Source organism: Natronorubrum sediminis, from assembly GCF_900108095.1.
GTDB lineage: Archaea > Halobacteriota > Halobacteria > Halobacteriales > Natrialbaceae > Natronorubrum > Natronorubrum sediminis.
Genome location: NZ_FNWL01000002.1, coordinates 974,426 through 994,779, shown reverse-complemented (window position 1 = coordinate 994,779; position 20,354 = coordinate 974,426). Strand labels below are relative to the sequence as shown.

Annotated in this window: 19 protein-coding genes and 1 tRNA gene; 12 read left to right on the top strand and 8 right to left on the bottom strand. The window is 60.4% G+C overall.

Features of this window, described 5'->3' with window-relative positions; genetic code table 11:
- The first annotated feature begins 96 nt into the window (after window positions 1-96).
- Window positions 97-1,101 (top strand): ABC transporter ATP-binding protein, encoded by a 1,005-nt coding sequence (locus tag BLW62_RS12110; RefSeq protein ID WP_090507279.1) that lies wholly within the window; start codon window positions 97-99, stop codon window positions 1,099-1,101.
- Window positions 1,094-1,888: an ABC transporter permease subunit gene (locus BLW62_RS12105; RefSeq protein ID WP_090507278.1), complete on the top strand. Its 795-nt coding sequence runs from the start codon at window positions 1,094-1,096 to the stop codon at window positions 1,886-1,888. The genes BLW62_RS12110 and BLW62_RS12105 overlap by 8 nt, the downstream gene beginning before the upstream one ends.
- A 101-nt stretch (window positions 1,889-1,989) precedes the next feature.
- Here the strand turns inward: BLW62_RS12105 and BLW62_RS12100 are convergent, their stop codons facing one another.
- A complete protein-coding gene (locus BLW62_RS12100) occupies window positions 1,990-2,652 on the bottom strand; it encodes a helix-turn-helix domain-containing protein (protein ID WP_090507277.1) in 663 nt (220 codons plus the stop codon).
- Between the two features lie 126 nt (window positions 2,653-2,778).
- Here BLW62_RS12100 and BLW62_RS12095 point away from each other — a divergent pair, with 126 nt between their 5' ends.
- Window positions 2,779-3,141, top strand: a complete 363-nt coding sequence (locus BLW62_RS12095; protein WP_139305411.1) for a DUF7344 domain-containing protein — start codon at window positions 2,779-2,781, stop codon at window positions 3,139-3,141.
- Here BLW62_RS12095 and BLW62_RS12090 read toward each other — a convergent pair whose 3' ends face one another.
- Window positions 3,142-3,810 (bottom strand): DUF7095 family protein, encoded by a 669-nt coding sequence (locus BLW62_RS12090; protein WP_090507275.1) that lies wholly within the window; start codon window positions 3,808-3,810, stop codon window positions 3,142-3,144.
- A 328-nt stretch (window positions 3,811-4,138) separates the two neighbouring features.
- Here BLW62_RS12090 and BLW62_RS12085 point away from each other — a divergent pair, with 328 nt between their 5' ends.
- Window positions 4,139-4,879 carry an alpha/beta fold hydrolase gene (locus BLW62_RS12085; RefSeq protein WP_090507274.1) on the top strand — a complete coding sequence of 247 codons (741 nt, stop codon included), beginning with the start codon at window positions 4,139-4,141 and terminating at the stop codon, window positions 4,877-4,879.
- 69 nt (window positions 4,880-4,948) lie between these two features.
- Window positions 4,949-5,908, top strand: coding sequence for a tRNA 2-thiolation protein NcsA (gene ncsA / locus BLW62_RS12080; protein WP_090507273.1), 960 nt, complete (start codon window positions 4,949-4,951; stop codon window positions 5,906-5,908).
- 238 nt (window positions 5,909-6,146) lie between these two features.
- Here ncsA and ftsZ read toward each other — a convergent pair whose 3' ends face one another.
- The 3 genes from ftsZ to BLW62_RS12065 form a co-directional block, all read right to left on the bottom strand.
- Window positions 6,147-7,328 (bottom strand): cell division protein FtsZ, encoded by a 1,182-nt coding sequence (gene ftsZ / locus BLW62_RS12075; protein ID WP_090507272.1) that lies wholly within the window; start codon window positions 7,326-7,328, stop codon window positions 6,147-6,149.
- A gap of 3 nt (window positions 7,329-7,331) precedes the next feature.
- The gene (locus BLW62_RS12070) at window positions 7,332-7,511 is read right to left on the bottom strand and encodes a ribbon-helix-helix domain-containing protein (protein WP_076581017.1); all 180 of its coding nucleotides are present in this window, start codon (window positions 7,509-7,511) and stop codon (window positions 7,332-7,334) included.
- Between the two features lie 194 nt (window positions 7,512-7,705).
- Window positions 7,706-8,302: a double zinc ribbon domain-containing protein gene (locus BLW62_RS12065; protein ID WP_090507271.1), complete on the bottom strand. Its 597-nt coding sequence runs from the start codon at window positions 8,300-8,302 to the stop codon at window positions 7,706-7,708.
- Between the two features lie 128 nt (window positions 8,303-8,430).
- Between BLW62_RS12065 and BLW62_RS12060 the strand changes: the two genes are divergently transcribed.
- Window positions 8,431-8,504 (top strand) — tRNA-Tyr (locus tag BLW62_RS12060).
- A 282-nt stretch (window positions 8,505-8,786) separates the two neighbouring features.
- Here the strand turns inward: BLW62_RS12060 and BLW62_RS12055 are convergent.
- The 3 genes from BLW62_RS12055 to BLW62_RS12045 all read right to left on the bottom strand — a co-directional run bounded on the left by BLW62_RS12055 (window position 8,787) and on the right by BLW62_RS12045 (window position 15,141).
- Window positions 8,787-13,655 (bottom strand): S8 family serine peptidase, encoded by a 4,869-nt coding sequence (locus tag BLW62_RS12055; RefSeq protein WP_090507270.1) that lies wholly within the window; start codon window positions 13,653-13,655, stop codon window positions 8,787-8,789.
- A 389-nt stretch (window positions 13,656-14,044) separates the two neighbouring features.
- Window positions 14,045-14,659 carry a type IV pilin domain-containing protein gene (locus BLW62_RS12050; protein ID WP_090507269.1) on the bottom strand — a complete coding sequence of 205 codons (615 nt, stop codon included), beginning with the start codon at window positions 14,657-14,659 and terminating at the stop codon, window positions 14,045-14,047.
- Between the two features lie 11 nt (window positions 14,660-14,670).
- A complete protein-coding gene (locus tag BLW62_RS12045; protein WP_090507268.1) occupies window positions 14,671-15,141 on the bottom strand; it encodes a type IV pilin domain-containing protein in 471 nt (156 codons plus the stop codon).
- Between the two features lie 741 nt (window positions 15,142-15,882).
- Between BLW62_RS12045 and BLW62_RS12040 the strand changes: the two genes are divergently transcribed.
- From BLW62_RS12040 to BLW62_RS12015, 6 genes are all read left to right on the top strand, one after another.
- Window positions 15,883-16,269: a DUF5789 family protein gene (locus BLW62_RS12040; RefSeq protein ID WP_090507267.1), complete on the top strand. Its 387-nt coding sequence runs from the start codon at window positions 15,883-15,885 to the stop codon at window positions 16,267-16,269.
- Between the two features lie 146 nt (window positions 16,270-16,415).
- Window positions 16,416-17,027, top strand: a complete 612-nt coding sequence (locus BLW62_RS12035; RefSeq protein WP_076581007.1) for a translation initiation factor IF-2 subunit beta — start codon at window positions 16,416-16,418, stop codon at window positions 17,025-17,027.
- 183 nt (window positions 17,028-17,210) lie between these two features.
- Window positions 17,211-17,846, top strand: a complete 636-nt coding sequence (locus BLW62_RS12030) for an HAD family hydrolase (RefSeq protein WP_090507266.1) — start codon at window positions 17,211-17,213, stop codon at window positions 17,844-17,846.
- Window positions 17,847-17,937: 91 nt separating this feature from the next.
- Window positions 17,938-18,975 (top strand): adenosylcobinamide-phosphate synthase CbiB, encoded by a 1,038-nt coding sequence (gene cbiB, locus BLW62_RS12025; protein ID WP_090507265.1) that lies wholly within the window; start codon window positions 17,938-17,940, stop codon window positions 18,973-18,975.
- Window positions 18,972-19,733: an adenosylcobinamide-GDP ribazoletransferase gene (cobS, locus tag BLW62_RS12020; protein ID WP_090507264.1), complete on the top strand. Its 762-nt coding sequence runs from the start codon at window positions 18,972-18,974 to the stop codon at window positions 19,731-19,733. The genes cbiB and cobS overlap by 4 nt, the downstream gene beginning before the upstream one ends.
- Entirely contained in the window at window positions 19,733-20,353 is a 621-nt protein-coding gene (locus BLW62_RS12015; protein ID WP_090507263.1) for an NTP transferase domain-containing protein, read from the top strand. The genes cobS and BLW62_RS12015 overlap by 1 nt, the downstream gene beginning before the upstream one ends.
- The last annotated feature ends 1 nt before the right edge of the window (window position 20,354 follow it).

Here is a 20,354-nt window from a genome sequence, read left to right as displayed (position 1 = left end):
GCCAACGGGTAATAGCCGTTGTTGTCGTCAACGACTCGAGTAACTCAGGAGTGAGTGAGTGTCAGGATACATGTGAACGGGGAACGTGGGTGGAGTATGGCTGCGATCGAACTCGAGGGGTTGTCGAAACACTACGGAGACGTTCGTGCGAACGACGACGTGACGTTCAGCGTCGAGCGCGGCGAAATCTTCGGCTACCTCGGGCCAAACGGTGCCGGGAAGACCACGACGATACGCACGCTCTTGGGCTTACTCTCGCCGACGTCCGGCACGGGTCGATTGCTCGGTCACGACGTAACGAACGAAGCCGAACTTATCGAAGCGAAACGAAAACTCGGCTATCTCCCCGACACCCCGTCGTTCGACGAAACCGCGACCGGGCGAGAGATCCTCGAGTTACACGCCTCGATCACCGGCGACGAACGCAGCGACGACCTCCTCGAGTTGTTCGATCCGCCACTCGATCGGCTCGTCCGCGAGTACTCACACGGAAACGTTCGAAAACTCGGGTTGGTGACCACGTTCATGCACGAACCGGAACTCGTGATTCTTGACGAGCCCACGAGCGGCCTCGACCCGCTGATGCAACACCGATTCGCCGAGTTTCTCCGACGCGAGCGCGAGCGGGGCGTGACGGTCTTTTTCTCCTCGCACGTGCTCGGCGAAGTTAGGCGGCTCTGTGATCGCGTCGGGATTATTCGAAACGGTCGTCTCGTCGCCGTCGAACCGGTGGAATCCCTCCTTGATCGAAGCGGGAAGGTCGTCCGGGTTCGTGCCGTCGAGGGAATCCCGATCGAGACGTTCGCGTTCGACGGCGTCCACGACCTCGAGGCGACGACGAACAGACTCGACGGACAACGCGACGATGTCGACGGAGGCGATTCGGAAGCGACGATTACCGAGTGTACGTTTACGTTCACTGGCGACGTCAACGCGTTGCTCGAGCGCGTTCGAGAGTATCCGCTCCAGGACCTCTCGATCGAAGAAGCGCCGCTCGAGGACGTTTTCATGCGATTTTACGGTGAGGAAGCGGAGGGAGCGAGTGAGGGGGCGAACGCCGAGCAGCACTCGGCCAACTCGGGGGTGAGCGACGATGCTTGAACTCGCGCGATACGACGGCCGTCACCGGCTGAAGGGAAGTATCTACCTCTCGATCGCGATGTCGCTGTTGGCCGTCGTCGTCATCTGGATCTATCCCTCGTTCAGCGACTCCTTCGAGGACGTCGACGAGGAGTTTCTGCAGGCGTACCCCGATCAGATCATCCAACTCTTCGACATTCAGACGATGACGTCGCTCGAAGGATTTCTCGCCTTCGAACTCTACATCTTCGGGTGGGTTATTCTGCTCGGCCTCTACCTCGCTTACCTCGGCGCAGGATCGATCGCCGACGACGTTGAACGCGGACGCATGGACATTCTGCTTTCGATGCCGGTCTCCCGGACTCGCGTCGTCACCGAGAAGTTCCTCTCGCTTTCCGTTCCGATCGTTGCCGTCAACGTCATCACGCCGGTCGTCGTCTACGCGGCGGCACTGGCCGTCGGTGAATCGCTCTCCGCCGCGGATCTCGCTGCGCTCCACGCGCTCTCGATTCCGTACCTGTTCGCCTGTGCCGGCATCGGCGTGATCGCCTCTGTCGCCGTCGATCGGACGAGCATCGCCCAGCGCATTGCTCTCGGCGCCACGTTCGGCCTCTTCATGCTCGAGTCGCTCCTCGTGGACACCGACTACGAATCGATTGGAGCGATCGCTCCGATGCGCTACTTCGATCCGAACGAGGTCATCCTCGAGAGCACGTACGACCTCACGAACGTCGTTGTGCTCCTCACGATGACGCTCGCCTGTCTGCTCGTCGCCCAGTACTGGTTCAGTCGACGAGACATCAACTGACCGTCGATATCGTCGACGGCGATCGGGTTCCGCGTTCGTAGACGTCTGCAATGACGCTAATTTGGGCTCGAACAGGGTGCACTCGACGCCGACTCGTGCCGTCAGTATCGATGGGGACTCGAGGACGGATGAATCGTGTTCTCGACGAGCGTGCTCACGCCGCGCCGAAAGCGCTCGGAGGCTGCGTTTGAGGAGATACTGAACTCCGCGCCGAGTTCCTCGAGTGAGCACGCTCGCGGAATGTCCAGATACCCCTCGTCGACGGCTCCGACGAGCAGTTCGCGTTGTTCTTCGGTTGTGCCGTGGCACATTCGTCCGCTCGCCTCCCGTTCTTCGTACAGCCGACGGAGTTCGATGCCAGAATCACGTTCACGAAAGAAGCGATGGAAGCGCTCGAGGGCGTCCTCAGATGGGAATGCCGCCTGAAATCGCCACCCGTCGTGATCTGCCGTCACTTCTTGGAGTACCCCACCAACCTCGACGACGAGCGGATAGACGCTCGCCTGGTGGCCTTCACACGTCAATTCGAGGCGATAGAGTCGACGGTCGTCTAAGCAGACGATTTGGTGTGGCTCTTTGATCGTCGAGTCGCCCTCGAGTCCCGCTTCGAACGCCTCGTACTCATCGGCGTGCACCCAAACGAGCAACTGGTGGACACCATCGACGGTGATGTCGGACTTCTCCCATCGGACGGTTACGGACGGCGCAACTGAAAGCGTATGACGCAAAATTGGGTTGTCGATCCAAAAAACACTGAGCAACATTCGAGATACCGTTGGTAAGAACCAATACTATAACTCGGTTACGGCCACGTTATAAACGACGTGAATACTTACGCGATGGCCTTATCCGACAGATCTCACCACTAGTGACCAATGCCGGATACTGGTATGACATCGCACGGCGAGGACGAGTTGCTCGAAACTGCAGTCGTCGTACTCTCTCATCCGTGGCGTCGATTTTTCGCCCAATATGCCACACGATACCGATCGGGCACGTTTCTCGTCGACGAGTTCGCTACCGCACTCACAGATCGTGTCGTCGGTCCTCTCGACCTCACTGACGTGCAAACGAAACTTCGTCACGTGCACCTCCCGAAACTGGCCGACACGGGACTCCTCGAGTACGACGTGGTTGCGGAACGAATCAGTCCTAACTACGAACTTCTGGACGGTGCGCTCGATTCGATTCGACTGACGGTCGAGGAGATACAACACGAACGCGCGGATACCGATTGGACGGGGATCGATTGATTACACGACGTCGCCACGAACCGTGATGCCGTCTTGGTCTTTCCGCCACGCGTGTACTTCTCGTGCAGCCGTCGTCGCTTCGTCCTCGTCCATGCCGAGCATCTCGAGTGCTGCCGACAGTGTCGGCAACGCCAGTTCACTCTCCCGGAGCTTTCGGAATGCCTCCTCGCTGCGCGTCCCTGCCGCCCAGAGGCAGACGCCGCGCGGGTCGAGGAGTTGGGTATAGTCCTCGCGTAGCTTCGCCCCGCGCAGGCGCTGAGTGACGTTGTCCTCGAACGAAGCGTTGCAGACCTCGAGGTGAATCGGCTCGTCGTCCTCGAGTAGGTGCGCTGCAAGACACTGCTCCGGCGCGGCGTGGCCGTTCGCGTTCGCCCGGAGGTACTCGGGGTACTCGGCGGCCCAGTCAGCACGCACCGACTTCCCGACGCCCTCGACACCGTCGACCTCCGAGGTTGAGGCAGACTCGAGGACATCGTCGGCCGCACTCTCGTCGCCCAACAGGATATCCTTCGTCAGGTAGACGTCGAGGCGCTCGACGGGGTCGAGTCCGAGTGCAACGTCGCCGACGGCCCAGACCTCTCGCACTGGAACCGGCATCCGCTCGTCTTCGACCGTGTCGACCAGCGTCTCGAGACGGTCGACCGCGTCGTGGCGGGCAAAGCCAGTCATTGGCGAAACTCGGACCTCGAGTCGCAAAACGGTTTCTTCCCCGTCCAGCCGAACGGCGAATGTATGACATTGTCTGACAACCTATCGGGTCGTGTCGTATCTACCGACCAAACTGCTCGCAGTGGGTCGTACTCCGACGGACTCGCTACTGCTCGGTTCGACTCACCATTGAGTCTCGAGTGGCGTCCGTTGGGTGGGGTATTGTTCTCGACGTGTTGTCGGTCGGCCCACACTCACGAGTTCGGTGTGCACTCGAGTTCTCGACCGACCGACGCGCCCTCGTGTCAGGAGAGCACCTTTTTTATCGGTTCGTTGCGAAGGGAATCGTATGAGACACCGGATCTTCAACGAAGACGGCGAGTCGGAACTCGTGTTCGTTATGGGCTGGGGCAACCGCTGGACCCACGAGAACGTGAGTTGGCTCATCGGGAAGTTGACTGACGCCGGCTACCGGGTCCACGCGTTCGAACTCCCGACGAACATCGGCGACTTCAAAGCCGACTGGCTCGAGCCGATCGCCGAATACGTCGTCGAGTTCGACGAGGAGTACCAACTCCTCGGCCACAGCGCAGGCGCGCTCGTCGCTCAGGCCCTCGACGGCGCGGAGAATCACGTTTATCTCAGCCCGTGGTGGGGATACAGCGACGCCTACCCAGAACCGTTACTCGAGGCCGTCTCGACAGTCCCGACGACGTTGCCGTGTCTGCCGGTCGGTGAGATGGATCGGGAGGCACTCGGCGAACGCGCGACCGACCACCAGATCGCGACGACGCCGTCTTGGGTCTCGCCCGCGTTCGTCCGAGAGACCCGTCTCGCCCAGCAGGATCTGCTGACGATCGATCACGATGCTGTCGTCTTCTGCTCGCTTCGTGACCCGGTCGTCAGTCTGCGACCGATTGGAACTCGCGTTCCCGCCGAGCACGTTGTCCTCTACGACGGCGGTCACGAACTCTTCTCCTCCGCGAGCCGCGAGCGACACATCGACACCCTCCTCGCCGCACTCGAGGACGGTGCCGTCGTCGTCGAGGAGCCCGACGACACGGACGAGCAGGCTCACGTCCCCGCCTAAGACGATTTTACGTTCGCGCGAGTTCTCGAGACGAAACGGACATACGCATCCGTCGGTAACGTCCCCCCGATGGACTGCAACCGGTGTGGGGAGGACGCGATCATGCACGCGGCGTACTCCGGGGCACATCTCTGTCCCGATCACTTTCGCGAGTCGGTCGAAAAGCGGGTGCGAAGACGGGTACGTCGAGACGACCTCGTCCCTCACGAGGCGACGCCGGAGAACCCCCAGACGTGGGTAATCGGCCTCTCCGGTGGCAAGGACAGCGTCGTCCTCACACAGATACTCTCCGAGACGTTCGCCGACGATCCCCGTATCGAACTCGTCGGGTTGACGATTCACGAGGGTATCGAGGGCTATCGCGATAAGAGCCTCGAGGCCTGTGTCGACCTCACCGAGGACCTCGGGATACCCCACGAAGTCGTCAGTTACGAAGAGGAGTTTGGCATCCAGATGGACGACGTGGTCGAAGACGACCCCGAAAACATGGCCGCCTGTGCCTACTGTGGTGTCTTCCGGCGAGACGTGCTCTCTCGCTACGCCGACGAACTCGAGGCCGACTTGCTGTTGACCGGGCACAATCTGGACGACGAGGCCCAGACCGCCCTGATGAACTTCCTCGAAGGAGACGTCGAGCAGGTCGCGAAACACTTCGACGCGAGTCTCGGGCCACTCTCAGAACGCGACGAACAGGACGAGTTCGTCCCGCGTGCCAAGCCCCTTCGTGACGTTCCAGAGAAGGAAGTCGCCCTGTACGCCCACGTCAACGACCTTCCTGCCCACATTACCGAGTGTCCCCACTCGAGTGAAGCCTACCGCGGCGAGATACAGCAGTTACTCTACGATCTCGAGGAGAATCACCCCGGTACTCGCCACTCGATTCTCTCAGGCTACGAAGAACTCGGTGCGATCACCTCCGAGGAATTCAGCGGCGAGGACGGCGCTGATTTGCGCGAGTGTGGCGAGTGTGGGTCGACCACGACGCGAGAGATTTGCCGAAAGTGCTCGCTTCTCGAGTCACTCGTCTAATGTCACACGAACTTCGTTTCGAGGCCCGTATACGCCCGTAAACGAGGTATGTGGTTTGTTTAGCACTGGTAGTTGACTGGCGAAGGCGATGTTTCCTCGAGATCTCGTCGAATCGAGCGGTCGCTATTCGACTCGTGGAGAACGGAAAAATCGACGGCGAGGAGAGCGCGGTGGTGTGTCAGTGGTGTGTCGATGGTGTGGTGTGGCTCTCCGAACGCCGGTCGAAGTCCGCCTGCGGTTACCGGATCACGTCGACGCCGTTTTCTTTCTCGAGTTCGTCGCGTCCGCCGTCGCTGTGGGCGTTGTAGCCGGCTTCTTCGGCGTTCTTGCTCGCGTCGAAGTCGGCACTACTGACGCCTTCGATACTCTGTCGGGACTTGTCCGCTTGCTTTTGGGTCGTTGGACCGAGTACCTGGGCACTCTGGACGCCGGTCATGATCGCCATGACGCGAACCTTGCCCTTGTAGTTCTCCTGAATGCGAGCGCCCCAGATGACGTTCGCGGAGGCCTCGAGACGTTCCGTGATGTTGTCTGCGATGCCCTCTGCCTCTTTGAGGGTGAGGTCGGGGCCGCCAGTGATGTGGACGAGACCACCGGATGCACCGCGATAGTCGACGTCCAGCAGCGGGTGGTTCATCGCGTCCTTGACGACTTCGTCGGTCTTGTTCTTGTCCTGGGTCTCGCCGACGAGCATGACGGCGACGCCACCCTGATTCATGATCGTGGACATGTCCGCGTAGTCCAGGTTGATCAAGCTCGGTTGGGTGATCGTCTCCGAGATACCCTTGACGGTTTCGGCGATGATCTGGTCCATGACCGAGAACGCCTTGCCGATTGGCAGGTTCGGGACGTAATCGAGCAGCCGGTTGTTGTCGAGGACGATGATCGAGTCCGCCTGATCGCGGAGTTTCTCGAGACCCTCTTCGGCTTTGACCGTCCGGGCACGCTCAACGTTGAACGGCGTCGAGACCATGCCGACGACGATTGCGCCCTGCTCTTTGGCGATTTTCGAGACGACGGGGGCGGCACCGGTACCGGTTCCGCCACCCATACCTGCGGTCACGAAGACGAGGTCTGCGTCACCGAGGACTTCTTTGATCGTTCCCTGAGCCATCTCAGTGGCGCGTTCGCCCATCGATGGGTCGCCACCAGCACCGAGTCCGTTGGTGAGCGACTTGCCGACGAGGATCTTCGTGTCGGCTTCGATCATCTTCAGGTGCTGTTTGTCCGTGTTGATCGCCACGGTATCGGCACCGTCGACGCCGATGTTGTACAGTCGGTTGATCGTGTTGTTCCCCGCGCCACCGGCACCGACGATGACGATTCGTGGATCGCCGAACTCGTCGCCATCCATGTCGGCGTCCATCTCTTGGGCCTCTTCTTCTGCATTCTCGAGTGCGTCTTGTACGATATCCTGCATCGTTTAAACCTTGGCCCAGTTACGTTTGCCAGTGCGCTCGCTCGTGGCGTCGTGTTGTTCGTTGATCATCTCTCGGACGGCCGACCGGATTGCCTCGCTCCGGTTTGGAAACTCGCCCGAGTCGACCAGCTGTTCGACCTCGTCGATCTGCTGTTCCGGAATTCGCAGTGTCACACGCTCCATTATTGTATTCCCTCTGGGGTAAGACGGCGCGCGCCCCTGTCAGACGCGGTCTGTCTTACACGCGATGCCCGCCATCGGGCGATTTCGGCTTTCACCGAACGTTGTAAGACGACCGTCTTACGCGAATAAGTCGAATACTGGCTTAGATAATAAAGGTTTCGGCGACAGTGACTGTCCGTGTCTTACACTGGTCGTTACGGCTGTGTCTCACGCGTGAGTACGTCTGCAGCCGGGGTCCGACGACCGCAACCGGGGCAAAAGGACCAGTCCGAACGGATTTCGTCGCCACACTCACAAAAGAGTCGCCGCGAGGTTTTCTCCCCACAGTTCGGGCAGTAAACGTGCTCGTCGTCGACGTGCTCGCCACACTGATTACACTCACACGTCGATTCGTCCTCGAGAGATCGACGATTGGCGTCGTGGGACGTCGTGTCCGACGACGTGTCCTCGCGCGTGGGCGAAGACTCCTCGGTGACTCGAGTCGTGGCTCGCTCGTCCTCGAGTGTGACGGTAACGTTTACGTCGGGTGTGTGTGTTTCCGTGCGTGCGTGTTCGCTCGTGTCCGAACGCGCTGTGAGGAGTGTGTCGACACGGTGGCGGATCAGGTCGTCGATGGCCTGCGTCGCGTCACGCTCGGCCATCGATGAGTCCGCGCCTCGAGTGCCCTCCGTCTGACTCGACGCGGTGAGGTACTCGCGAAGAGCCTCCCGCATCGCCTCGCTCTTCGAGAGTTCGAGGGCCTCGAGTTGCTCGACGAGGTCGTCGTCGGCGCGGAACGTAATCTTACTCATGCTCGAGAGTGTACTTGTATTCAACATACTCCTATATCAATCATACTCCCGATTCGGTGGTGAGTATCGCATTTTCGGCTTCGAATAATAACCCTTATGTTACACAGAGCGGCTACGTTGATATGCGACCGCCCTTAGCTCAGACTGGTAGAGCAGTCGACTGTAGATCGACTTGCCCCCCGTTCAAATCGGGGAGGGCGGACTTTTCGTGATTCAAACCGACGAGCGAAGCGAGTCGCTGGAATCACGAAACGGAAATCACGACCCGATTTTGAACATGAGAGTCGCACGCTCGCGAACGAAGTGAGCGAGACCGTCTCTCACCTGTTCAAATCGGGGAGGGTGGACTTGCTTTTTCGCTCGAGTGAACTCATCTCACGGCGGTTTACTCGAGATACCTCACAAACACCTCAAAACCCGTAGAACGACCGAGAGTCACCGCCTACCCAGACAATTCCAACGAAGACACTGAATCGACTCCTACCTAACCCGGCGAGTCCACTCCGTATCGCCGTCTGAGTAGGGTTATCACGGCGAGTAACGAGACGATCGCACTCACCACGCCGAAACCTGGGATTCCATCGTCACTATCGTCGTCCGAACCGGTATCGTCTCCTTCATCGTCGGTGGTGGCTTCAGCATCGTCAGCATCGGAATCGAATGAATCGGCTTCTTCGACCGATAACGTGTCCGTCACGCGATCACTATCGCCCGCGTGAGTTGAGACCTCGAGGTGGATGTCGATCGTTCCGTCCGCTGAGAAGCGCTCGGTTACCGTTTCTCCGTCGTACGTCTCTCCGTCGATTTCCCAGGTATATTCTGCAATGTCTCCGCCGTCGTACGAAGAGTCACTCGCCGAGAACGTTACCTCGTCGTCTACGGTTGCCGCCTCTTGGTCGATGGTTATCTCCGCCGAGGGGTCGTCATCGTCGTCGTCTGACTCGTCCGGAGCTGGTAGGGGCATGCCGCCGCCACCGCTATCGTCATCATCGTCATCGCCGTCGTCTTCTGAGGCAACGTCGAACGTGGTCTCGAACCCGTCGTCGGGGCCGGCTTCGTTACCGGCGTGGTCGGAAACGGTGAGTGTTGCAGTGTACGTCGAGTTGGGTTCGACGTCGAAGTCATCGTGAACGGTTTCGGTAGTGGTGATCTGCGTCGCGTCGTCGTCTGTGAGATCAGTCGACGACCCCTCTTTTGGAGTGACGGAGAGGTCGACCGAGGAGGCGTCGATCCCAGTGACGTTATCTTCGTACGCGAACCCGATGTTCACCGTTTCCTCGGCTTTGTCGATCGTAGTTCCGTTTTCCGGTGTGCTCTCGACAAAATTCGGCGAACTAGTGTCTTCGACCGTAATCCCGTACGTTGACACGTCGTCAACGGTTGCAATCCAATACTCACCATTGACCGAGTCGGTACCACCAACTGGCCCCTGGTCGTTTTCGAACGATTCTATGTCGACACTCCGTTCATCCCACTGGCCGGTCTCTTCGTCGTACTGTTGTACCCTAACGGTATCGTCGTCGACACTGACTCCCTCCGGGAGTTGCGCTTCGTCGGTCGGAATCCCAATCGTCGCGTTCTCCATGTTTCTGTCTACTGTGACACCTGCTCCGGCGGTTAGAAACTCCACGCCGAGTCGACTCGAGTCGAGATTGGTCGGTGCGGAGTCGGTCTCTGAGAGAGCGAGGGGCGACGCTGAAACGTCCTCCGTCGTGTTCATTGTGAGGAAGGCACCCGATTGCTCGTTGTAGATGGTCACCGTTCCGTCGTCTGTCGTTGCGTTCGTCTCGAGTGACACCGTCGTCGTTTCGTTCCCGGCGTTTCCGGCGAGATCGGTACCGGACGCCGTCAGGTCGTAACGGCCGTCTGAATCGACGTCGATCGAGCCATTCCACTGGTGGTCGGACTCCTGCGTGAGATTCTCGACCGTCGTGTTCGTCTCGTCGGCGTCAGTTACGTCGACCGTCGGATCTCCGTCGAGCGCTTCGCTCGAGTGGACGTCCACCACCGCTTCAGAGTCGTCGACGTCGGATACTACTGCGGTCAACGCTGGCGAGGTTCGGTCGATGTCCACTTCCGGCCCGTCAGCGCGCTCTCGAACCGTATTGTTCGCCGAGTCCTCCGTGGTGGCGGCGAGTACGTACCGGCCGTCGTCCGGGATGTCGGCGGCTTCGATCGTCGCGTTCCACTCGTGGGCGGCTTCGTCGTATTCAGCGGGGACTTCGTGTCGGTACGTCGTGTCTGTCGACTCGAGGCTCACTGACACATCGGAGACGGACCCCGTGGTACTTCGTCCGTCAGTCGTCTCCCCCGTTACCGTTATCTCACTCGAGTCGTTCGCGTGTACGACCTCTCCCGATTCGTCGCCCGATTCGTCGACGATGGTTTCGAACGAAAGGGTCGGTTCATCGGTGTCGACAGTCACCGATTCCGACGTGGCGTTTTCGTTACCAGCGATATCGGTTGCTGAGAGCGTGATCGTGTAGTTTCCGCTGTCGACCGGTTCGTCGCTCGAGTCGGTTGCGGGCCACTCGATCGCTGTCGATTCCTCCCCGCCGGTGGCGTCGCTGAGGTCCCACTTCTTAACCGCCGCTTCCGTGTCTTCCGTGTCTTCCGTGTCTTCATCGGCGGGAGTGATTTCGACCGTTGTCGACTCGGGATTCTCGTCCGTAGCGTTCACGTTCATCGACGCTGGATTTGCTGAACCAATTTCGTCGTAACTCTCGTCAGCCGGGTCGACATCGAGGGTGACGGTCGGTGGGGTCGTGTCGACGGTCACGGTCCGACTGTCAGTTGCGTTTTCGTGGGGCAGTGGTGTTCCCTCCTCGTCGACCAGGCGAAGTTCGATTTCGTAGGTTCCATCGTCCAGGTCGCCAGTGGTCGCGGCGAACGTGGAGGTGTTCGACGTGCCCGTTTCAGTGAACTCGCCGTCCGTCCACTCGTCGGCAGCGTCGTCGGTGCTATTGGCGTCGAGTACTCGATGTTCGACGCCGGCTGCGTCGGCCACGTTCGTGTTCTCGAGGCCGTACTCGACGGTGACGTTCGACTCGTTCGTCGCCGCATCGTTCGCAGGCTCCGTGAGAGAAATCGACGGTGGGTCGTGGACTCGAACCGTTTCTTCGACGGCAGCATCGTTTCCGCTCGGGTCGGCGGCGGTTACGTTCACCGTATGCGAACCGACGTCGTCGAACGAGTGATTCTCGACGGCGTCCGTCGTGGTCGTCGTCGTTCCGTCGCCGAAGTCCCACGTGTAGGTATCTATCTCGTGATTGTCGGTCGAATCGCTCGCATCGAACGGCGCGTCCCAGTCGGCGCTGACGTTCTCCGGCGCGTCCAGCGCCGGTGTAGGATCGGTCGTGTCCACGACGTCGACGGGGACTGATGTCGTGTTCTCGTTCCCTGATTCGTCGATCGCAGTGACGTTTACGGCGTGCGTTCCAGGTTCGTCGAACGCGTGATCGATCGTCGGATCCGTCGTGTTCGAGAAACGTTCGCCGTCGACCGACCACTCGTACGCCGCGATTCCGTGGTTGTCTGTTGACTCGCTTGCATCGAATTCGACAGCGTCAATCCCTACTTCGACGTCCTCGGTCCGGTTGCCCTCGAGAGCCGCGGTGGGTGGGCGTTCGTCGATCACGTCGATCGCTGTGGATGTCGTCAGTTCCAGGTCTGCCCCGTCCGACATGGTCACGTCGATCGATTCCTCACCCACCTCGTCGAACGTGTATTCGATTTGGGATCCGTCTTCCTCGGTGGATTCGCCGCCGACCTCCCAGTCGTAGGACTCGAAGGTGTGATCGGCTTCGACGGAGACGGCCGTCGACTCGCCGACCTGGGCCGTTTCGACCTCGATTTCGGGGTCGAGGGTATCCTCGAGCGTCTGTAACACGGCTTTGTAGACGTCGATCTGCCCGGCGCCCGCTCTCTCCTCGTCTTCGTCGAGCGAAGTCGCAGTGTCTTCGAGCGTCGACCGGAGTTCTGCGGGCGAGCGTTCGTCTTCGGTCGACGACTGGACGATCGCTGCGGACCCAGAGGCGTGGGGTGCGGCCATACTGGTTCCGCTCGTTGATCTGTACTCGTCGTCGAATTCCGGGTGATCCACGGGTACCGCGCTTCTGATGTCCTCACCCGGTGCGGTGACGTCCGGGACGGTGTACGATGCCGGCCAGTCGAGGGGCGCAACACTTCCCCAGTCACTCCTCGTATCGATCGTTTCGCCACTCGAGAACCCCGCGACGTCCCCCTCCTCAGTAGACGCGCCGATGCTGAACGCCTCGTAGACATTTCCGGGTGAGCCACTCGTGTCCGGGCCGTCGTTTCCGCTCGAGGAGACGACGAGCGTTCCGGCGGACTCGGCGTTTCGGATGGGGTCGATGTACAGGTCCGTGTAGCCTTCCGACCCCAGGCTCAGGCTGATCACGTCGGCATCTTCCTCGAGCGCCCACTCCATCCCGTCTAAGATTTGGGCGACGGTGCCCGAACACGCCCCATCGTCGCAGTTGGTCAGGACCGCCCCGTGGAGTAACTCCGTCTCGGGCGCGACGCCGATGGATTCGCCGCTCTCGTTTCCGCCGGCGACGGTTCCGCTGACGTGGGTGCCGTGGCTATCGTAGTCGTGGGGGTCGCTGGCGGGTTCGTCGTCGAAATCCCGCCAGTTCTCGTCGTCGATATCGATGTCCGGGTGGTCTCCGTCGACGCCGGTGTCGAGGACGGCAACGCTCGAGCCCTCGCCGCGAGTATCGAACGTCTCCCACGCGTCGGGGGCGTCGATCTGCTCGAGCCCCCAGGTGTGGTCTCCGGTGTGTGGAGTCACATCGTCGTCCGGCTCGGGATCGGGGACGTCGACGGTCTCATCGTCATCGGTTTCGTTGCATACCGTGGCTCCGTCGGGTGGGTAAGTGCTGTGGTGACTCTCCACCTCGAAGTTGTCGTGAATGTCGGTAACGTGATCGACCGTTCCGAGGCGCTCGAGTGGCACGCGATCGGTGTCGACGGTGACCAGTGCGGCGTTCGTGATCCAATATTGGCGTTCGATTTCGACGTGTGGATTGCCCGCGGCGAATCGCTCGAACGGCGTCTGCGTGTCGTTCGCGTGCGATTGCATCGACTCGACCTGGTGTTCGTCGGCCGTCGTCTGCACCGCGATCTCGGATCGATCCTCGAGATGGACGAGGACGGTTGTTTCGCCGTCGCCCTCCTCGAGTGTGGCGTCGATCTCGATATCGTGGTCGCTCGCCTCCAGTTCGGACTCGTTGTCACTCAGATTCAGCGTGTCGCTGCCGACGACGCCGGTTACTCCACCTAACAGGATGATGAGAATCAAACAGGTGATTCCAAGACCGCCAACTCGCATTTAGTTGTCTACAGAGAGTATCACTGTACGTTAAATGTCTTCTTGAAATTGATAAACAAACAAGGTGATTAGGTTGGGTAGTGGTAGCAGACTTGAGGCCCCTGTTTCTGCATAGGATGTATATGTCAATCTCTTGTTCTTGACTAGTATGTGTTCGTCTTGTGTTACCGGGGTTCTCTCATCAAATGGTCGAGAAGCCTTTCTGGGCGCGAATCGTTTTGTCCACCGTCTACGGCTACAGATTTCGACTACTGGCTCAGACTCGAGGCATGGTGTGTTTGCGACGGTGCACTCAAAGCCCCCAGCATAACGAGAGCGAACTGAATGGATGACTCGAGAGAAGTTACTATTGGACCACAGACACGAAGAAAAGGAAGTTCAATTCGAGACTAGCTGCTGGTTTCTGGTGCAGTGAATTCAGTCTCGTAAATGATGCTGTCACTCGAGTCGTGGATGAGAGTGACTTCGTAGTCTTCACCTGCAATGACTCCTTCACTTGGTGTGTCATCAGCATCACCGAGGTTTTCCGTTTCTTCGTCAAAGGAGATCTCCTCAGCAAAAATGCCGATTGAATCGCCAGTGCTCAGTTCACCATCTGGGCTAGCGATGGCAACATCATCTTCATCAATATCATCACTCCAATCGTCTGTTGTGGGATCAACAAATCCTTCGCTTTCATCTAATGTTACAGTTCCATTAGCACCCTCAATTTGTATTTGGAGTTCGCTTTCATCGACTGCATCACCACCATCATGACTTAGTGTAGCAACAGGTTCGGCGTCATCATCGTCAAAATCACCATTCCAACTTGAGTCGGCCTCCACATCAAAATTTGCACTCGGTGCTGAGTCACCCATATCGTCACCCATGTCCATCACAAACGCAGCGATCACTGCAGCGAGGATAACTGTGATTGCAACCATCAAGACAACACCAATTACCGGCGATACTGCTCGTTCGTCTTCGTCCCCAACTAGTTTCTTTTGGTATTCTTTTAAATCCATATTTTCACACCTTAGAGGTCCGTATCGTAGATAATACTGTCACTTGGGTCGTGAATAACACTCACTTCTTCTATATCACCGTCAAAGTTAGTGATATCATCACCCTCACTTTCATCAATAATTATTGTGTCTCCAGCGCTAACTTCTTCACCATTTTCTACACCATCGTCGGAAAAGGTCTCACTTTGGAGATTATCACTATCACCATTTGAAATTTGAACTGTAATATCATCAGCTTCGAATGAATCACCACCATCGTGGCTTAGGTGTAGTTCATCGTCACCGTCTCCAGCTATCTCAGCATCCATTGACGGCGCTGGCGCAGATTGCCCCATGTCGTCGCCCATATCCATCACGAACGCCGCGATCACAGCGGCGAGGATCACGGTAATTGCGACCATCAATACGACGCCGATAACCGGGGAGACAGCACGCTCCTCCTCGTTTCCGACTAACTTGTTTCGGTATTCTTTCAAATCCATGTTTTGTCACGCACCCGGAACAGCCCGAACGCTTCGTCTCGAGGGAACCCGCCCCTCGCGTGCCCACCGCGGGTGATAACCACACCACCTCGTCGTCAGCACACGTCAGCCATCCGTTCCGTTCGCAGTTGGTGCTCGAGCAACTGTCGACAGTAAGTGCATAAATAAGTACAGTATCGTGAAAGTCCCTCCGACTGATGTGACTTTCAATGTTGAGAATCAGGCGACCGTAGAGCGGTTCCAGTAACGCCTTGAAGTCCCTCAGGTGGTCGAAATATCCCGTCTCAAGCGATGGAGTCGCGAGAACCGATTTCTGAGCCCAAACACACCGCTTCTGATTGCTCAGAAAATTAGACCGGAATAAACGCTCCGCGTAGCTTCCAAGGACGGGTTGAACGAGTCCCATCGAGCCCGTTTCCGAGAGGGTTTCTCTCGACCAAAATGGCCTAAATCGTCCGTGAAACTATCGTTTCCGGCCACAACGCCTTTGTATCCGAACCGAATTCTCGCCGGATCGCTCCGAGCTCGAGCGACGGCCGATTTCGCCGCTGCTCGAGTCCCGCTGGTGGTCCACTCGGATGTGATCCGCTGGAGGCTAACCCCGTCTGCTCGAGTCTCTCCCAACTCGTCCACCGACGCAAACACGATCAGGTACCGACGAGAGCCGACGATTCCCCGACCACCCCGCCACAGGCGAGCACAGGCCAGTCGCTTTTCCCTTCCCTCAGGATAGCCACGCACATGAGCAACGACGGCCCGAGCCGCGACCGCGCACAGGATCGCGCCGAATCCCGAAAATCCGAGCGTGCCGACAACGCCGAATCCATCCTCGAGTCCGTCGAACGCGACCTCGGCAGCCTCGAGTATCCCGTCTCGAGTGAGGAACTCGCCGCGGAGTACGCGACCGATCCGATCGACATGCCCAACGAAACCGAATCACTCGGCAGCGTTTTCGACCGATTGGCCGGCGAGCAGTACGACTCGCCCGAGGAGGTCCGCGAGGCGGTCCACGGCGAGGTCACCGGCGAAGCCGGCAGCCCGAACGAGGCCAACCCCGAACGCGACCTTTCGAGTCTGGACGAGGAGACACAGGGCTCGCCCAGCGACCGCGGGAGTGACGCGCTCTAAGTCACTCCGTCGCGGCTGTCCGGACCCATTACTCGCTGGGTCGTCCAGACTCACTCGAGGCACTCCCCGGGCGCTATCGACGGGCGGTTTAGTCGCCCGATTCTGATAGCAGAACGGATTTACGTCACCGTCGCCTGGTTTCGCGTATGGATTACGAAGCGAGCCTCGACCGAGCGATGGACGACGTACCCGACATCGCGGGCAGCGAAGAGCGACTGCAGATTCCCGACGCCCAGACCCAAAAGGACGGCGCGTTCACCCGATTTACCAACCTGGGGGAGATCGCGGACGTCCTCTCGAGAGAGGACGAACACCTCCACCGATTCATCCAGCGTGAGATGGGGACCAGCGGCAAGTTCGAGGACGGCCGCGGTCGTTACAACGGCACCTTCTCCGAGCGGGACTTCAACATGGCCGTCGAGGCCTACGTCGACGAGTACGTCCTCTGCTCGGAGTGTGGCCTGCCGGACACCCGCCTCGTCCGCGAGGATCGCACCCCGATGCTTCGCTGTGACGCCTGTGGTGCCTTCCGTCCGGTTACGAAGCGCTCCTCGAGCAGCCAACAGCAACAACAGGCCGAAGCAGTCGAAGAGGGCAAGACCTACACCGTCGAGATCACCGGTACCGGCCGCAAGGGCGACGGAGTCGCCGAGAAAGGCAAGTACACGATCTTCGTCCCCGGCGCAGAGGAAGGCGACGTCGTCGAGATCTACATCAAGAACATCTCCGGGAACCTCGCGTTCGCTCGCCGCGAGTAATCGCGTCTCCCTCTCGCTCCGCACTCTCTGCGTTCTCCTTTCCTCGTCGCACTCTCTGCATTCTCCCTTCTGCTGTGGTGCGCTCTCGATCTCGAGTTCCAACTCCTTCGAGATCTGTCGACGATCAGCGACCCAGCGGAACCAACCGCGAAATTAAAGGTAGATTGGGCTAGTCACATAGCCGTGGGAGTATCGTTCGACCTCTTCGGGACGCTCGTCAGCGCCGAGAAGCCAGCCAATCCAGCCGCCGCCGTCGCGACCGAACTCGAGGCTCGCGACGTGGCCGTCCCCGACGACTGGGCCGACGCGTACGCGGAGGCCCACGTGGACGCCCCCGAGGGCGCGGAGATTCCGCTCCCGGCACACGTCTCGAGAGCGCTTGCGAGTCGCGGCGTCGACTTCGACGGAAACGCCCCGCGACGGGCGGTCGTCTCCGCGTTCGATCCGACGGTCGAGACCAGAGACGGGGCCGAGGCGGCCGTCGAAGCCGCCCGCGAACGCGGCCCGGTCGCGATCTGCTCGAACTGCAGCGTTCCCGAACTGGTCGGTCGCACGCTCGTTCGCTCCGCGTTCGACCGATCGGACTTCGACGCCATCGTCACGAGCGTTGGCTGTGGCTGGCGAAAACCCGCGCCCCAAATTTTCGAACTCACCGCGTCCCAACTCGAGATTCCGCCATCGACGCTGATTCACGTCGGTGACGACGCAGACGCAGACGGCGGCGTCGAGGCTGTCGACGGAACGCCGCTGTTGCTCGAGGACCACCCTCTCGAGACGATTCCGGCGGCACTGGCGACACGATGGCCACCGAAGTCATGACGCCGACGACTATCGAAGACACGACGCGTTCGACGGAACCGACTCGAGAACGCACCTCGTCGCCGACCGACGCTGAGAGCCGGTGGCTGGGATGTTGACGACGATCGCGTTGTTCGTGCTGGCGTTCAGCCTCGACGTCCTGATCGGCGAGCCACCGAACACGCTCCACCCCGTGGCCTGGTTCGGCCGTCTCGTCGCGCGACTCGATCGACCCTACGCAGAGAGCGACCGCGGCCAGCGACTGGCCGGCGTCGCGATTGCACTTTTCGCGCCATTGCTGCCGGCGCTACTCGCCGGTGTGGGCGTGTTCGCCCTACTCGTGTACTCGCCGTTCCTCGGAACCGTCGCCGCGGCCGTCGTGCTCTTCGCCTCGACGAGCCTCCGCTCATTGCTCGAGTTGACGCGGACGGTCGTCGACGCGACGGAGCCGACGCCCGACGGCGAATCCGACGCCCTCGAGCCGGCGCGCGAGCAGATCCGTGGTCTCGTCGGCCGAGACACCACCGATCTCTCGGCCGCCGAACTCCGGAGCGCGGCCGTCGAGAGCGTCAGCGAGAACCTCGCAGACGGGCTGATCGCCCCGCTCTTGCCGTTTGCACTCCTGGCACCGATTTCGCTGCCGGCAGCGGCAGCAGCCGCCGCGTGGGTCAAGGGCGTCAACACCCTGGACTCGATGCTCGGCTACCCGTCGAAACCCCACGGCACCGCGAGCGCACTCCTCGACGATCTCGTCATGTGGCTCCCGGCTCGATTCGCGGCGCTCACGATTGCGATCGCCGGCAGTGACGCGTTCGCCCTCGGCGACGCTCGACGCTGGGCACGCGCCCCGCCGTCGCCGAACTCCGGGTGGCCGATGGCGACGCTCGCCACCGTCCTCTCGGTCCGACTCACGAAGCCGGGCGCGTACGACCTGAACCCGAGTGCCGACTTGCCGACCGTCGAGGACGGCCAGCGCGCGGTTCGGGTCGTCGCCACGGCCGGCGTCGTCACGATCGTCGCCGCAATCGTCCTCGCACTCGCCGTGACGAGGGCACTCGAGTCCCTCGAATACGAACTATTCGGCTCGTCTCCCCTCTTGCTCGCACTCGACTCGTTCGCCCTCGAACCGGCTCTCGAGGTGATCCGGTGAGCCCAGCATCGAGTGCAGCCCTCAGAGGGGCACTCGCGTTTTTAACCCGACTGCCCGTCACTACGTGCGAGGGCGACTGGGACGCGTTTCGCGCACGGCCGGTCGTCTTTCCGATCGTTGGCGCAATCGCAGGCGCGATCGCAGCGATTCCACTCCTGGCAGCAAACGCGCTCCCCGCTCCAACCATCGCGTTCGGCTACCTGCTCGCAGTCTACGCCGTCACGGGGATCCACCACCTCGACGGTGTCGCCGACCTCGGTGACGCATTCGTCGTCCACGGCGACTCGGCCCGAAGACGCGAGGTGCTGAAAGATACCACGACCGGTGTCGGGGCCCTGCTCGCCGTCTCGCTCGCCGTCGCCGGCCTCGCACTCGGTGCCCTCGGCGTCGCCGCCCTCCCCCTCGCCGCTGCGCTCGCAGTCGTCGTCGCCGCCGAAGTCGGCGCGAAACTCGGGATGTCCGCGATGGCCTGTGGCGCTCGAGCGAGCCACGACGGGATGGGCAGCCAATTCACGGCCGAAGCCGCCCCCGCTTCCGTCGTCGCACCCGCCGTCGCAGCCGTTCCCGTGGCCTTCCTCTCGTGGCCGGAGCCGGTCGCCGCCGCGACGCTGCTGGGGGCCACCGCCGGGGCGTGTCTCCCCTGGCTGTGGGCGAGACGACACCTCGAGGGGGTTACCGGCGACGTTTTCGGCGCGGCGAACGAAATCGGCCGCCTCGCCGGGCTTCACGCGGGGGTGATCGCGTGGACGCTCTTGTGATGTGCGGGGGGCGAGGCACACGCCTCGACAGCCAATACGAAAAGCCTCTCTACCCGATCGACGGCGTCGAGATGGTCGATCGCGTTTGCCAGGCCCTCGAGCAGAGTCGAATCGAGACGATCTACGCCGCCGCCTCACAGAACGCACCCGAGACGCGAGCACACCTCGAGAACGATGCCTCGCTTACGACTATCGAAACGCCGGGAGACGGCTACGTATCCGACTTACTGACACTCCTCGAGCGCCCTGAGATTTCGACGCCAGTTCTGACCGTCGCGGCCGATCTGCCCACGCTCGAGGCCGCTTCGATCGACCGAACTCTCGAGCGACACGCCGGACGCGACGCCTCCCGAACCGTTTGCGTCCCCGTTTCCCTCAAACGACGACTCGGTGTGAGCGTCGACTCGAGACTCGACTCATGCGATCACCTCGCGCCGACGGGGGTCAACGTCGTCGGCGATACAGCGACCGATCAGACCATGACTGACATCCACTACGATCCACGCCTCGCAATCAACGTGAACCGACGTGAAGACGTGCAGGTTGCCACCTGCTTCCTGTCCACTGACGAACCGAATCCAGATACCCCAGATACTGCAGGGGCCTCGGAGGGTCACTAAC

Bases quoted from the DNA above. Each gene is read 5' to 3' on its own strand.
- ncsA (WP_090507273.1), top strand. From the start codon at position 4,949: ATGGACTGCAACCGGTGTGGGGAGGACGCGATCATGCACGCGGCGTAC.
- BLW62_RS12085 (WP_090507274.1), top strand. From the start codon at position 4,139: ATGAGACACCGGATCTTCAACGAAGACGGCGAGTCGGAACTCGTGTTC.
- BLW62_RS12015 (WP_090507263.1), top strand. From the start codon at position 19,733: ATGTGCGGGGGGCGAGGCACACGCCTCGACAGCCAATACGAAAAGCCT.
- BLW62_RS12035 (WP_076581007.1), top strand. From the start codon at position 16,416: ATGGATTACGAAGCGAGCCTCGACCGAGCGATGGACGACGTACCCGAC.
- cbiB (WP_090507265.1), top strand. From the start codon at position 17,938: ATGTTGACGACGATCGCGTTGTTCGTGCTGGCGTTCAGCCTCGACGTC.
- ftsZ (WP_090507272.1), bottom strand. From the start codon at position 7,328: ATGCAGGATATCGTACAAGACGCACTCGAGAATGCAGAAGAAGAGGCC.
- BLW62_RS12050 (WP_090507269.1), bottom strand. From the start codon at position 14,659: ATGGATTTAAAAGAATACCAAAAGAAACTAGTTGGGGACGAAGACGAA.
- BLW62_RS12040 (WP_090507267.1), top strand. From the start codon at position 15,883: ATGAGCAACGACGGCCCGAGCCGCGACCGCGCACAGGATCGCGCCGAA.
- BLW62_RS12070 (WP_076581017.1), bottom strand. From the start codon at position 7,511: ATGGAGCGTGTGACACTGCGAATTCCGGAACAGCAGATCGACGAGGTC.
- BLW62_RS12065 (WP_090507271.1), bottom strand. From the start codon at position 8,302: ATGAGTAAGATTACGTTCCGCGCCGACGACGACCTCGTCGAGCAACTC.
- BLW62_RS12055 (WP_090507270.1), bottom strand. From the start codon at position 13,655: ATGCGAGTTGGCGGTCTTGGAATCACCTGTTTGATTCTCATCATCCTG.
- BLW62_RS12090 (WP_090507275.1), bottom strand. From the start codon at position 3,810: ATGACTGGCTTTGCCCGCCACGACGCGGTCGACCGTCTCGAGACGCTG.
- BLW62_RS12105 (WP_090507278.1), top strand. From the start codon at position 1,094: ATGCTTGAACTCGCGCGATACGACGGCCGTCACCGGCTGAAGGGAAGT.
- BLW62_RS12100 (WP_090507277.1), bottom strand. From the start codon at position 2,652: ATGTTGCTCAGTGTTTTTTGGATCGACAACCCAATTTTGCGTCATACG.
- BLW62_RS12095 (WP_139305411.1), top strand. From the start codon at position 2,779: ATGACATCGCACGGCGAGGACGAGTTGCTCGAAACTGCAGTCGTCGTA.
- BLW62_RS12045 (WP_090507268.1), bottom strand. From the start codon at position 15,141: ATGGATTTGAAAGAATACCGAAACAAGTTAGTCGGAAACGAGGAGGAG.
- BLW62_RS12110 (WP_090507279.1), top strand. From the start codon at position 97: ATGGCTGCGATCGAACTCGAGGGGTTGTCGAAACACTACGGAGACGTT.